The sequence below is a fragment of the Sphingobacterium sp. UBA1498 genome (assembly GCF_002325125.1).
Taxonomy (GTDB): Bacteria; Bacteroidota; Bacteroidia; order Sphingobacteriales; family Sphingobacteriaceae; genus Sphingobacterium.
Genome location: NZ_DCRG01000023.1, coordinates 63,128 through 77,343, shown reverse-complemented (window position 1 = coordinate 77,343; position 14,216 = coordinate 63,128). Strand labels below are relative to the sequence as shown.

Sequence of the window (14,216 nt, the reverse complement as noted above, 5' to 3'; positions counted from 1 at the left end):
ATTTAAAGTGCCCGAGCAAAGGCTTGCGGCATCTGATTCCCAATACTCACTACTTCATTACTCATATCTCAATACTATTTAATAAACTCCAATACTTTTTGCCCCATTTCTTGGGTGCCTAAAATTTTTGAAGCTTCTGTGCTACTGTTTGCAATGTCACCGGTTCTCCAACCAGCTTTTAATGTTTCAGCTACAGCATGGGTAACCGTTTTAGCTTCTTCCTGTAGGCCAAAGCTAATATCAAGCATCAAGGCTGCAGATAATATTGACGCAAGTGGATTTGCTTTATTTTGACCAGCGATATCGTGCGCAGAGCCATGTATAGGTTCGAAGAAGCCTGTACCATCGCCTACGGAAGCGGAAGCCAACATACCCATGGATCCTGCAATTTGAGAAGCCTCGTCTGTTAGGATATCACCAAAAAGATTGGCGGTTAAAACAACATCAAACTTCTTTGGATTTTTAACCAATTGCATGGCGGCATTATCAATGAACATGTGCTCTGTTTCAACATCTGGATATTCTTTTGCGATTTCTTGTACAACTTCTCTCCAAAGACGTGAAGTTTCCAAAACATTAGCTTTATCAACAGAGCATAATCTTTTATTACGTGTGCGCGCTGCCTCGTAAGCTTTACGTGCGATACGCTCAACTTCGTAACGGTGGTAATTCATCAAATCTGACGCAAAGGTGTTGTCCTCATTGCGATTTTTCTCGCCAAAATATACATCGCCTGTTAATTCACGAAAGAAAAGGATATCTGTCCCTTGAAGAATTTCTGGCTTTAAGCTTGAAGCATCCAACAATTCATCAAATAATAATATCGGGCGAAGATTAGCATAAAGACCCAGCTCTTTACGTATCTTTAGTAAACCCTGTTCAGGTCTAACTTTAGCAGATGGGTCATTATCATACTTGATATGGCCAATGGCACCGAAAAGGATCGCATCAGAAGCTTTTGCTTTCGCTAATGTCTCGTCAGGTAGCGGATTGCCAGTAGCTTCAATCGCCGTATGGCCCATGATGGCTTCATCGAAGCTAAATTCATGACCATAATTTTCACCGATTTTTTCTAGAACTTTTTTACCCCAAGTGGTTACTTCTTGGCCGATGCCATCTCCAGGTATGATTAAAATATTTTTTTTCATTGTTTTATAACTATTGAGCTGTTAGTCTCTAAATGCTAACCGCTAACATCTATTTTCTATTCTAACTGGTCGTTTTCCACATTTCTTATGTGGAAAAAGCCTCTTTTTTGTGGATAACTCTAGTTATCGCTTTCACTTCTCCCTTTTCCAACACCATTTTCTTATCAATGCAAGTTGGTAGCTGAGCGTGGAAATGCCCTACATAGATGAGGGTTTGGCCGCTTTTACTCAGATCATCGATGACGTCGTTGAAATACTGTGTCTGCTCTTTGTCCAGCCCCTGACATGGTTCGTCCAAAATCAACAATTCAGGATGTTTCACGATCGTGCGGGCCAGTAGAACCAAACGTTGTTGGCCTAGGGGTAATGATCCCAATGTTTTATGTTTAACCTCTTTGAGGTCAAAAAAATGAAGAATTTGCTCCAGCTTCTGCTGTTGTTCAAATCCTAATCGTTGATAGAGGCTCATGGAATTAAAGAATCCCGAAGCGATGGTCTGTCCAACGTTGGCATTCATATCGTAGTACCAATGTAATTCTGGCGATATGATCCCCAAATGTTCTTTGATGTCCCAGATACTTTCTCCAGATCCTCTTTTTTTACCGAAAAGATAGATGTCATTGGCATAGGCCTGGGGATGATCTCCATTGATTAAACTAAGCAAAGTTGATTTTCCAGAGCCATTATGACCTTGCAGTAGCCACTTTTCACCAGCTTTTACCTCCCAGTCTATGTTTTTTAGAACTTGTTTTTCTCCATAAGAGATATTAATCTTGTTCATCTTTACCATGATCTGAGAAGAAACTTCTGGCGCTCGTTGCAGAAAATAAGGCAGTGCCTTTCTCGTTCGGCGTAACCCTCTGGATAGCTCTTCGCTACGTTGGCGAATAACGATCTTGCCCTCCTGAATTTCTGCGAAGCGATCGATGCAGCTGGGGTATTCCTCATCATTACTAATAAGCAACAACGACACACCTTTATTTGCCAACTGATCAAAAATGTGATTGAGGTCTTGCCGAGACTGTACGTCTAAACCTGTATAAGGTTGATCAATGATAAGGACCTCAGGCTGGAGCCATAGCGCTTTGATCAATTGTAGTCTTTTATGCTCCCCACTGGAGAGTTCGATCAACTGTTGATCTTTGAAATTTTCAAAACCAAAAATTGTCAGATAGTTGCGTACGTCGTCAAAAGAGAGTTGCTCCTCCTGTGCAAAATGTTTCAACTCTGCAAAAACAGTTAACGTATCGTTTTTCGCGAATTTGTTGTAGCGCTGTTGATAATAAAAGTTGCGGTCGCCTTCCAGATTGGTAAACTGAAACCAATTGGAAACATAGTGAATTTTTGAAGAAAGGGTATTGTTGGAGCCGAGGTTGAATTCGATTTTTCCTTCATATTTTATTTGACCGGCAATTGCTTTTGCAAGCGTCGTTTTTCCGGTACCACTCGGTCCTCCTAAGATCCATTGTTCACCCTTAAAAATTTGCCAATTTAAATCTTGCAATACGATATCTCTACCGTACTGAACAGTTAAATTGGCAATATGGACGACAGGATCTACCATTGTCTGTTTACTTCAAATGCTTTGATTAAATCTTTTTGGTTAAGGATAAAATCGATATCATCATATCCATTAATCAAGCATGATTTTTTGTATGGATTGATTTCAAATTCAAACTGATCGCCTGTTTCTTTCAACATAACTGTTTGTTTTTCCAGGTCGACGATAATTTCTGTATTAGGATTTTGATGCACTAATTCGAATATTTTCCCTAAAAACTCTTCTGGAACTTGAATGGGCAAAACCCCATTATTCAGCGCATTTCCTTTGAAGATATCTGCAAAGAATGAACTGATAACAACGTCAAAACCATAGTCTTGAATAGCCCAGGCAGCGTGTTCGCGACTAGAGCCACAGCCAAAGTTTTTCCCCGCAACCAATATTTTTCCCGAATAGGTCGGGTTGTTCAATACGAAATCCGTTTTGGGCTGATTGTCTGATTCATAGCGCCAATCACGGAATAAATTATCTCCAAATCCTTCGCGCGTTGTCGCTTTTAGAAAACGCGCTGGAATGATCTGATCGGTATCAATATTTTCAATAGGTAGTGGAACTACCCGTGAAGTTAAAGTTTCAAATTTTTTCATTTTTTCAAAGTCAAAATAAAAAACGGAGCTGAGTCTATTAGCCCTCCGTTTTTTATCTGTTTTATTTTTTGTCGAACGCTAATTGTTCAAAACCTTTTCTCTTTGCTTTTCATACTCCTCTTTGGTAATGAGCTTGTCATCGTACATCTTTTTTAGCTCTTGTAATTTAGCTGACAATGATGTGTCTGTTGACTCTTTTTTTGCTCCGCTACCTAGAGGTATCAATTCATACGTATGTTGCTCTTTATATTTCATGGTCCATAGAAATGGAACGAGTACAAATATCCCCCCGATGATAGCACCGACGTCAGCTTTTTCATTTCTAGAAAAACTGGTAATAAAAGGCTCATAACCTTCTTTTTCTATTTTCAAGTCAGTTGTGCTGCCAACGATTTTGGTGTCTTTATAAGAATACGGTGTTGTACCCGCATACTCTCCTTGAATATAAACTTTTGCCCCAACTGGATTTGATTGAATCAATGTTTTGCTCGCACAACTGGTAAAAAGTGTAGCCCCCGCTAAGATGATAGATGTGATTTTAGTAGTACTTTTCATTTTTGGATTAATATATTTTACGCTTTATTTTTTTTAGATCAACTCTCTCACATCTGTTACTTTACCTGTTACAGCCGCAGCGGCTGCTGTTAAAGGAGATACCAGCATGGTACGTGCATTAGGCCCTTGACGTCCTTCGAAGTTTCTATTTGAAGTCGAAACGCAATATTTGCCAGCAGGGATTTTATCTTCGTTCATCCCTAGACATGCCGAGCATCCTGGTTCGCGTAGCTGGAATCCCGCTGCCTCAAATATTCTATCCAAGCCTTCTTCTTTGGCTTGTTTTTCTACTTGTTTTGAGCCTGGTACAATCCATACTTCAACGTCCTGTGCTTTCTGCTTACCCTGTACGAATGAAGCAACTTCACGTAAGTCTTCGATACGGGAATTGGTACAACTTCCGATGAAGACGTAATCAACACGGTTGCCTAATACTGTTGAATCGTCTTTAAAGCCCATGTAGTCTAATGCTTTTTGATACGATGGTCTTTCTGATTCTGGCTGAGCAGTAGTTGCTGGAATATGTTCTGCAATTCCCATTCCCATCCCGGGGTTGGTACCGTAGGTAATCATGGGAGCGATGTCTTCCGCATCAAAAGTCAATACTTTATCGAAGATGGCATCTTCGTCGGAATATAATGTTTTCCAGTAGGCTAGCGCTTTATCCCATTCTTCTCCTTTCGGCGCAAATTCACGACCTTCCACATAATCAAATGTAATCTGATCAGGTGCAATTAACCCTCCGCGAGCCCCCATTTCAATGCTCATGTTACAGATGGTCATACGTGCCTCCATACTTAACGAACGGATCGCTGAACCAGCATATTCGATAAAGTAACCCGTACCGCCGGCAGCTGAAATTTTGGAGATGATATACAAGATGATATCTTTGGCTCCAACGCCTTTTTGAAGGGTACCATTAACTTCAATTTTCATTGTTTTGGGCTTCGACTGCAATAGACATTGGGTAGCGAAGACTTGTTCTACTTGAGAGGTTCCTATACCAAAAGCAATAGCTCCAAAAGCACCGTGAGTGGAGGTATGGCTATCGCCACACACCATTGTTTTACCCGGTAAGGTAATACCCAGCTCTGGACCGATAACGTGTACGATACCTTGGTAGGGATGTCCCAAACCGTATAATTCAATACCAAATTCAGCACAATTTTTGGTGAGCATATCAACCTGATAACGCGATAGTTCTTCTTTGATTGGTAAATGCTGATTAAGTGTCGGTACATTATGGTCGGCAGTAGCTACCGTTTGTTTTGGGCGAAAAACTGGGATTCCTCTTTTACGTAGGCCATCAAAAGCTTGAGGTGAAGTAACTTCATGAATTAAATGGGTATCGATATAAATAATATCTGGGAACCCTTCTTCACGCTTAACCACGTGAGCATCCCAAATCTTTTCTACTAAAGTTTTTGACATTTTTTATTCTCTCTTATGTTATTTTTATATTAGCCAAGGTGATATTGTAAATGTCTCAATATCACCTTGGTTTCAATATACTAAATTACGAAATTTTCATGATTTTGAAGCATGTATAATTCTGTATAAACTTTAAACAGTTTTGATCGCTTTCATTGCGGTCATTGCTTTACGCAATTTGCGTCCAACAATTTCCACGGGGTGGTCGCGTAAAATTTCATTGATAACAACCAATTGAGCATTGTCAACTGAACCATCTCGGCCTTCGTTAAAGTTTTTACCGACTAAATCAGTATCTACAGTTTTCATAAAGTCTGCCAACAACGGTTTACAAGCCTGATCGAATAGGTAACAACCGTATTCAGCTGTATCAGAGATGACGCGGTTCATTTCGAACAATTTCTTACGGGCGATTGTATTGGCGATTAATGGTGTTTCGTGCAATGATTCATAGTATGCTGATTCAGGTTTTATACCCGCTTCAACCATCGTTTCGAACGCCAATTCAACACCGGCACGGATGAAAGCAACCATCAATGTGTAGTTGTCGAAATACTCCTGTTCGTTGATCTTAACATCACCAGCAGGTGTTTTTTCGAATGCCGTTTCACCTGTTTCAGCGCGCCATTTCAATAAGTTTGCATCACCATTAGCCCAATCTTCCATCATTGTCTTGCTAAAGTGTCCTGACATGATATCGTCTTGATGTTTTTGAAACAATGGACGCATAATATCTTTCAATTCCTCAGAGATTTCAAAAGCTTTCACCTTTGCTGGGTTGCTTAGACGATCCATCATGCCGCTTACACCACCGTGCTTTAGGGCTTCTGTGATCACTTCTACGCCATATTGTACCAATTTAGAGGCGTAGCCTGCTTCAATTCCTTTTTCGATCATTTTGTCGAAAGATAAGATCGAACCTGTTTGCAACAATCCGCAAAGAATCGTTTGCTCACCCATCAAATCTGATTTTACTTCAGCTACGAATGAAGATTTCAATACACCTGCTTTGTGACCACCTGTTCCTACACAATATGCTTTTGCTTCAGCCCAGCCTTTTCCTTGTGGGTCATTCTCCGGGTGAACAGCGATTAAGGTAGGTACACCAAAGCCACGAAGGTACTCTGCGCGAACCTCAGAACCTGGACATTTTGGCGCAACCATGATGACAGTAATATCTTTACGGATCTGCATGCCTTCTTCCACAATGTTGAAACCGTGTGAATACGATAATGTAGCGCCTTCTTTCATCAAAGGCATTACGGCGTTGATAACTGAAGTGTGTTGTTTATCTGGAGTCAAGTTGATGACTAAATCTGCAGTGGGAATCAATTCTTCGTAAGTTCCTACATTAAAATTGTTGTCCGTAGCATTTTTCCAAGAATCTCTTTTTTGTTCAATAGCTTCCTTACGTAAAGCATAAGAAACGTCCAATCCGCTATCTCTTAAGTTTAAACCTTGGTTCAAGCCTTGTGCGCCACATCCTACGATTACGATTTTTTTACCTTTTAAAGCATTTACGCCATCCGTGAATTCGGTGTTGTCCATGAATTCAGCGTGACTTAATTGTTCTAACTGCTCTCTAAGCGGTAAAGTGTTGAAATAATTTGCCATTGTTTTACTTTCTTTCTGTTATGGGTTGTTGATTATTTGTTTTAATTATTGTACTAATCTGCGTTGTGCCATTGCATAGCCGAAATGAACATTGTCATGTCCAGATGTCAGGGCAATAACTTCTTCAATGGTGTCCATTGGATAACCATAGGTTGCTGTTGAAAAGGAAGTGATTTCTCCAAAGACACCATTGTCATAATCGGCGGCAATTTGCTCAATACTACGGATGGCGATTTCTTTTAATTCATCGATCTCCGCTTGTTCAACAAAGCGGGTTGGTTTGGTATCTTTTTTATAATCTTCGTTATATTTTACCCAAGCCGTATCGGCTTTAATTCCTGTACGCACATAGATCAAGGTCTGGGTACTGACAACGATATGCGCAAAATTCCAGATGATATTGTTGTTAAATCCTACAGGAATTTTGTTAAGCTGTTCTATAGAAAGGCCTTCAATTAATTCAATGAATTTTTGACGTGACTTTAAGATAAATTTAAATGTTTCTTGCATGATATTTTTAATGCTTACATTGTAAATACATCATCTCTTTTGTCGAGATATTCGTTTTCTACAATTTCTTCAGAAGGCTCTCGGGCTTCAAACTGAACCAATTTGGAGTGGAAGCCAGCACTATCCTTGATGATGGCAATACGAGCTCCACGTACAAATTCGATCAAGCCATATTTTGTCAGCTCTTCGGTTAACTTATCAATCTCTTCGCGGTGACCGGCCGTTTCAAATACAATATAATCGTTGCGGATCACAACGACATTCGCACCGTATTGGCGTAACAACCGCTCGACGTAAACTTTTTCATTCACAACATCCGCAGGAACTTTATATAATGCCTGTTCTTGCCAGATCACTTCATCATTGGTGTTGTAATAGGCTTTGAGGATGTCAATTTGTTTTTCCAGCTGACGGCAAAGCTTACGCAGAACATCCTCCGCTTCTGTGATCACAATGGTAAAACGATGTATCCCTTCCACTTCAGAAGGGGAAGTGTTCAAACTTTCGATATTGATTTTTCTTCTCGAAAAAATCGTTGAAATCCGACCGATAAGACCGATAGAATTCTCTGTATATAGGGTGATGGTATATTCTTGTTTTTCCATGTTAAATTCTACTTTAAGCGTATCTCAGATACCGATGTTCCTTGCGCAACCATTGGGAATACATTATTTTCCTTACCGACCATCACTTCCAATAGATAAGCTCCGTCATGATCAATCATTGTTTTCAGGGCATTACGAAGATCTTTTCTTTCCGAAATCTTCTGACCGTCGATGTAATAGCCTTTCGCTACAGCAACAAAATCAGGACTCGTGATATTCACGAATGAATAGCGCCTGTCGTGGAATAATTGCTGCCATTGACGCACCATGCCCAGGAATTCATTGTTGAGAATCATAATTTTGACTTTTGCACCAAATTGCATGATCGTTCCCAACTCTTGGATGGTCATCTGTATACCACCGTCGCCGATGATGGCCACAACGGTTTTTTCTGGAGCGCCATACCAAGCACCGATAGCTGCTGGAAGTCCAAAACCCATGGTTCCCAAACCTCCTGAGGTTACATTTGATTTGCTGTTATTAAATTTAGCATAGCGACAAGTTACCATTTGATGTTGACCAACATCGGTTGTGATGATTGCATCACCTCCCGTCAATTCATTCAACACATTGATTACTTCACCCATCGTCATAATATCTGTTTGCGGATGAAGTTCATCCTGGATAACTTCCTTGATTTCTTCTTTTTCAAGTTCGCGGAATTGCGCTAACCAAGCAGAATGGTCTGTTGCATTTATCAATTCCGTCAGCATCGGGAGTGATTCTTTACAGTCGCCCCATACAGGTACGGTTGTCTGTACATTTTTGTCAATCTCGGCGGGGTCTATATCCAAATGGATTACTTTTGCCTGTTTGGCGTATTTATCCAAACGACCCGTTACGCGGTCGTCGAATCGCATACCGATAGCAATCAACACATCGCATTCATTGGTCATCACGTTTGGCGCATAGTTACCATGCATACCAAGCATGCCGACATGAAGTTTATGGTCTGTTGGTAGGGCACTCAAACCCATAACAGTGCTCGCAGATGGGATACCGGCCTTTTCGATAAATGTTTTAAATTCCTCCTCGGCTTTTCCTAAAATAATTCCTTGTCCCCAAAGAACAAATGGTTTCTTGGCATTGTTGATTAGGGCTGCCGCTTGTTCGACATATTCTTTTCGTACTTGTGGTGCAGGTCTGTAGCTGCGTACATGGTTGCACTTTTCGTAACCATAATAATCAAACAATTGCAATTGCGCGTTTTTCGTGATATCGATCAGTACCGGCCCGGGACGGCCAGTGCTGGCAATGTAAAATGCTTTTGCAAGTGCAGCTGGAATTTCAGTGGCGTCGGTAACTTGATAGTTCCACTTTGTAACCGGTGCCGTGATATTGATGACATCAGTTTCCTGAAATGCATCAGTTCCTAATAGTGAAGCGAAGACCTGACCTGTGACACAGACGATCGGGTTACTGTCAATCATGGCGTCAGCCAATCCAGTAACTAAGTTTGTTGCTCCAGGACCACTTGTCGCAAAGACGACACCGGTACGACCTGAAGATCTTGCATAACCTTGCGCCGCGTGGATTCCACCTTGTTCATGGCGCACTAAAATATGCTTCAGACGATCCGTATAATCATAAAGGGCATCATAGATGGGCATAATTGCGCCTCCAGGATAACCAAATACGGTATCAACTCCTTCGCTCAATAAGGCTTCCAGTACAGCTTTAGATCCCGAAATTTGTGTCGGGGTTTGTTGCGCTGCGGTAGCCTTATTTTCTGTTATTTCCAGTGTACTCATTACGTTGATTTTTTTTTGTTGATTATTCAGTCTTTTTAGTATTTAGCTATTCGATCAGGAGACGTTAGAGCTCAACGTCTCCATTTCTTGATTTCTATAGATCGGTTACACAACCTTCTGAGGCATCTGCAACTGTTTTAGCATATTTATATAATACGCCTTTGCTAACTTTCAATGCCGGTTGTACCCAAGCTGTGCGGCGTTGTACGATCTCCTCATCCGAAAGGATGACATTGATGCTGTTATTGACCGCGTCAATCTCGATGATATCATCATCATGTACAAGGCCGATCAACCCACCTTTGTAAGATTCCGGTGTGATATGCCCTACGACAAAACCATGCGTTCCACCAGAGAAGCGGCCATCAGTAATCAAAGCAACAGATTTACCCAAGCCCGCGCCGATAATCAATGAGGTCGGTTTGAGCATTTCAGGCATGCCTGGTGCCCCTACAGGACCTTCATTTTTGATTACGACAACATCCCCAGGCTTGATTCGTCCCGATGCAATACCTGCTACTAAATCATGTTCGCCGTCGAATACGCGTGCAGGGCCGGTGAATTTTTCACCTTCCTTACCGGAGATTTTTGCTACAGAGCCTTTTTCAGCAAGATTTCCGTAAAGAATCTGTAAGTGTCCTGTGGCTTTAATAGGATCGCTTAATGGTTTGATAATCGGTTGATCATATTCCATGATTGATTTAACATCAGCCAAGTTTTCGGCAACGGTTTTTCCTGTTACAGTAATGCAGTCGCCATGGAGTAAGCCTTCGTCTAAGAGATACTTCATGACAGCAGGAGTTCCACCATATTGTTGGAGATCTTGCATCAAGTATTTACCGGATGGTTTAAAGTCGGCTAACACAGGCGTTTCATCGCTCATGCGTTGAAAGTCATCTTGGGTGATGTCTACGCCTATCGCTTTACCTATAGCAATAAAGTGAAGAACAGCATTCGTGCTTCCCCCCAAGATAACAATGGTGCGTAAAGCATTTTCAAATGCCTTGCGTGTCATGATATCAGAAGGCTTGATATCTTTCTCAAGTAGGGTACGGATGTGTTTACCTGCCTCGAGGCATTCATTTTTCTTCTCTTCCGATATTGCTGGATTGGAAGACGAGTAAGGCAAGCTCATGCCCAAGGCTTCAATAGCAGAAGCCATGGTATTTGCTGTATACATCCCGCCACAGGCACCTGCACCGGGACAGGTATGTTTGATAATCCCTTCATAGTCTTCATCGGATAGATTTCCGCAGATGCGTTGTCCCAATGCTTCAAATGCAGATACAATGTTTAATTCTTCCCCTTTATAGTGGCCAGGAGCGATTGTTCCACCATATACCATTAAAGAAGGACGGTCCAGACGAGCCATTGCCATAATAGCGCCGGGCATGTTTTTATCACAGCCAGGAATAGAGATCAAGCCATCATAATATTGCCCACCGCAGATTGTTTCGATACTGTCAGCGATCACATCCCGGCTTACCAATGAATAACGCATGCCATCTGTACCATTACTCATCCCGTCGCTGACGCCAATGGTTCCGAAGGTCAGGCCTACTAAATTATTGTTCCAAACGCCCTTTTTGACGATTTGTGCCAAATCATTTAAGTGCATATTACACGTATTACCATCATATCCCATGCTGGCAATACCGACCTGTGCTTTGTCCATGTCGGCATCTGTAAGACCGATACCGTAAAGCATGGCTTTTGCAGCAGGTTGCGTTTCGTCTTGTGTAAATGTACGGCTGTATTTGTTCATTGCATTTTCGCCGTTAGATGATGACTTCATAATTTTCGTTCTCTAATACTAAATTTTTATAACGTCTTTGGATTGATGCCCCTATGCTATGTTCCCAAGCTTCTTGATAGATGACATCATCGACTTGTTTGATTCCGATGATTTCTGCGGCAGTCCCACATAAGAAGGCGCTGTCTGCGGTATAAATATCTTCAACAGTCAGTTGCTTTTCGATAACTTCGAAATTTAACTTTTTACAGATATTTTTCACCGTTTGGCGTGTAATGCCCGGGAAGATGTTTTTCGTGGGCGGTGTATAGATTTTGAAATCTTTTTCAATAAAAATGTTTTCACTGGATGCTTGGGCAACATAGCCTTCATGATCGAGCATTAAAGCTTCGTCATACCCTCTTTTGATGGCTTCCGTTGTGGCAAGAATAGAGTTAACATATTGCCCAGAGATTTTCGAGTCAATTTTAAACGATTTTGGATTAGGTCTTTTGATATCCGAAATACATACCCGTAATAAGTTTTGACCAAGATATGGTCCCCATTCCCAGGCTGCAATCATGATGGTTGCTTCGGTTGATGAGGTTAAGTGCATATTTGAACCGGTCAATACCAATGGACGTATATAGGCTTCTCTGAGGTTGTTGGTGGCCAGAAGCTCATAACAAATTTCGATCAGCTCTCTATTACTCCAACGATAAGGAATATTAACTCCTTCACATGATTTCTTCAAACGGTCGAAATGCTTATCAGCTTTAAAGATACGGGGGCCATTGTGGGTATTATATGCGCGTAATCCATCGAATACAGCATACCCATAATGCAGTGACTGCGCAAACGGATCCAACGCCGCTTCGGAAGCTTTTACAAAAGCTCCATTCAAATAGATCAATGTATTTTTATCGTAGTATTTCATAACCCTGAATTTACCTCAGTATAATAATTCCCTTCGTGGTGTTTTGGTGGTAAATCATGTGATCTCAAGTTTCTATAAAAACTTTCGATTTTCATTTCCTCAAGGTAGCAGGAATTACAATAATTGGCAATAGGCAAACTGCTAATTTTAAATTTAGAATAAAATTTTATATTAAATGCTTTTTGCAATTTTTTTTGATAAAATAGTAGATTTGGTCAGTTTTATATTTTGTTAGTCGTATACCATATTTAATATCGGTCTACTGTTGTGAAAAATAATTTTTTGTGACAACGGTCAATTTTCTTCTTAAAATGATGAAAACGTCAAAAAAACTTTAAAAAAAAAGCTTCCGATATTTCTATCGGAAGCTTTTAAATTTTATAAAATCGATTTGATTTAATCTCCGATAATTCCTTCAGCAAGCACGGTAATGACATTGTCTTTTGCTTCGACAACACCACCTTTAATGAACACTTCTTGTTCACCTTTACCTTGTTGAATAATTACTTTTCCATCTTCCAAAGTAGAAACGATGGCAGCGTGGTCTTTCAAAATTTGGAAAGAGCCTGCAGAGCCAGGTACAGTAACAGCCGTTACTTCGCCTTCGAATGCTAATTTGTCAGGAGTGATAATTGTTAATTTCATTATTCTTAGATATAATCTAAATTAAACTGCTTCTGCTAATAATTTTTTACCTTTTTCGATAGCATCATCAATGTTACCTACTAAGTTGAAGGCAGCTTCAGGATACTCATCTACTTCACCGTCAATAATCATATTGAATCCTTTGATGGTATCTTTGATATCTACCAATACGCCTTTTAAACCTGTAAACTGCTCTGCAACATGGAAAGGTTGTGATAAGAAGCGTTGTACACGACGTGCACGGTGTACTGTTAATTTATCTTCTTCAGATAATTCGTCCATACCTAAGATGGCGATGATATCTTGCAATTCTTTATAACGTTGAAGAATTTCTTTTACACGTTGAGCGGTATTGTAGTGTTCGTTACCTAAAACGGCTGGAGAAAGGATACGCGATGTAGAATCTAATGGATCCACGGCAGGGTAGATACCTAACTCAGCAATTTTACGAGACAATACTGTGGTTGCATCCAAGTGGGCGAAAGTTGTCGCTGGAGCAGGGTCAGTTAAGTCATCGGCAGGTACATATACAGCTTGTACAGAAGTGATAGATCCGTTTTTAGTTGATGTGATACGCTCTTGCATTAAACCCATTTCCGTTGCCAACGTTGGTTGATAACCTACGGCTGATGGCATACGACCCAATAGGGCTGATACTTCAGAACCTGCTTGTGTAAAACGGAAGATGTTATCAATGAAGAATAATACGTCACGGCCCTGACCTTCGCCATCACCGTCACGGAAGTATTCCGCTACTGTAAGGCCTGATAAAGCAACACGCGCACGTGCACCAGGAGGCTCATTCATTTGACCGAATACGAATGTACATTTTGAATCTTTCATCAATTCGTGGTCTACAGTGTCTAAAGGCCATTCGCCTTTTTCCATGCCTTCCATAAAATGCTCACCATATTTGATGATACCAGATTCTAACATCTCGCGCAACAAGTCATTACCTTCCCGAGTACGTTCACCTACACCGGCGAATACAGAAAGACCACCGTGACCTTTTGCGATATTGTTGATTAATTCTTGGATTAATACAGTTTTACCTACACCGGCACCACCGAATAAACCAATTTTACCACCTTTAGCATATGGCTCTAAAAGGTCAATAACTTTGATACCAGTAAAAAGTAC

13 protein-coding genes are annotated in these 14,216 nt (G+C 40.8%); all 13 read right to left on the bottom strand.

Features of this window, described 5'->3' with window-relative positions:
* Window positions 1–74: 74 nt before the first annotated feature.
* Entirely contained in the window at window positions 75–1,148 is a 1,074-nt protein-coding gene (gene leuB, locus B3139_RS13570; RefSeq protein WP_293883953.1) for a 3-isopropylmalate dehydrogenase, read from the bottom strand.
* 85 nt (window positions 1,149–1,233) lie between these two features.
* Window positions 1,234–2,712 carry an ATP-binding cassette domain-containing protein gene (locus B3139_RS13565; protein ID WP_293883951.1) on the bottom strand — a complete coding sequence of 493 codons (1,479 nt, stop codon included), beginning with the start codon at window positions 2,710–2,712 and terminating at the stop codon, window positions 1,234–1,236.
* On the bottom strand, window positions 2,706–3,296 hold the full coding sequence (gene leuD, locus B3139_RS13560) for a 3-isopropylmalate dehydratase small subunit (protein WP_209578164.1): 591 nt from the start codon (window positions 3,294–3,296) through the stop codon (window positions 2,706–2,708). Before leuD ends, B3139_RS13565 begins: the two co-directional genes overlap by 7 nt.
* Before the next feature lie 78 nt (window positions 3,297–3,374).
* The gene (locus B3139_RS13555; RefSeq protein ID WP_293883949.1) at window positions 3,375–3,851 is read right to left on the bottom strand and encodes a PEGA domain-containing protein; all 477 of its coding nucleotides are present in this window, start codon (window positions 3,849–3,851) and stop codon (window positions 3,375–3,377) included.
* Between the two features lie 33 nt (window positions 3,852–3,884).
* Window positions 3,885–5,282 (bottom strand): 3-isopropylmalate dehydratase large subunit, encoded by a 1,398-nt coding sequence (gene leuC, locus B3139_RS13550; protein WP_209578166.1) that lies wholly within the window; start codon window positions 5,280–5,282, stop codon window positions 3,885–3,887.
* 132 nt (window positions 5,283–5,414) lie between these two features.
* The gene (gene ilvC, locus B3139_RS13545; RefSeq protein WP_209578167.1) at window positions 5,415–6,896 is read right to left on the bottom strand and encodes a ketol-acid reductoisomerase; all 1,482 of its coding nucleotides are present in this window, start codon (window positions 6,894–6,896) and stop codon (window positions 5,415–5,417) included.
* A 45-nt stretch (window positions 6,897–6,941) separates the two neighbouring features.
* Window positions 6,942–7,406, bottom strand: a complete 465-nt coding sequence (locus B3139_RS13540) for a DinB family protein (RefSeq protein WP_293883946.1) — start codon at window positions 7,404–7,406, stop codon at window positions 6,942–6,944.
* 14 nt (window positions 7,407–7,420) lie between these two features.
* Window positions 7,421–8,011 (bottom strand): acetolactate synthase small subunit, encoded by a 591-nt coding sequence (gene ilvN, locus B3139_RS13535; protein ID WP_209578168.1) that lies wholly within the window; start codon window positions 8,009–8,011, stop codon window positions 7,421–7,423.
* A gap of 8 nt (window positions 8,012–8,019) precedes the next feature.
* Window positions 8,020–9,762, bottom strand: a complete 1,743-nt coding sequence (gene ilvB, locus B3139_RS13530) for a biosynthetic-type acetolactate synthase large subunit (protein WP_293883944.1) — start codon at window positions 9,760–9,762, stop codon at window positions 8,020–8,022.
* A 94-nt stretch (window positions 9,763–9,856) separates the two neighbouring features.
* Window positions 9,857–11,557, bottom strand: coding sequence for a dihydroxy-acid dehydratase (ilvD, locus tag B3139_RS13525; RefSeq protein ID WP_293883942.1), 1,701 nt, complete (start codon window positions 11,555–11,557; stop codon window positions 9,857–9,859).
* A complete protein-coding gene (locus tag B3139_RS13520) occupies window positions 11,541–12,431 on the bottom strand; it encodes a branched-chain amino acid transaminase (protein WP_293883940.1) in 891 nt (296 codons plus the stop codon). Before B3139_RS13520 ends, ilvD begins: the two co-directional genes overlap by 17 nt.
* A 396-nt stretch (window positions 12,432–12,827) precedes the next feature.
* A complete protein-coding gene (atpC, locus tag B3139_RS13515; protein ID WP_209578172.1) occupies window positions 12,828–13,076 on the bottom strand; it encodes an ATP synthase F1 subunit epsilon in 249 nt (82 codons plus the stop codon).
* Window positions 13,077–13,097: 21 nt separating this feature from the next.
* The coding region (atpD, locus tag B3139_RS13510) for a F0F1 ATP synthase subunit beta (protein WP_293883935.1) at window positions 13,098–14,216 on the bottom strand (1,119 nt) is incomplete at its 5' end.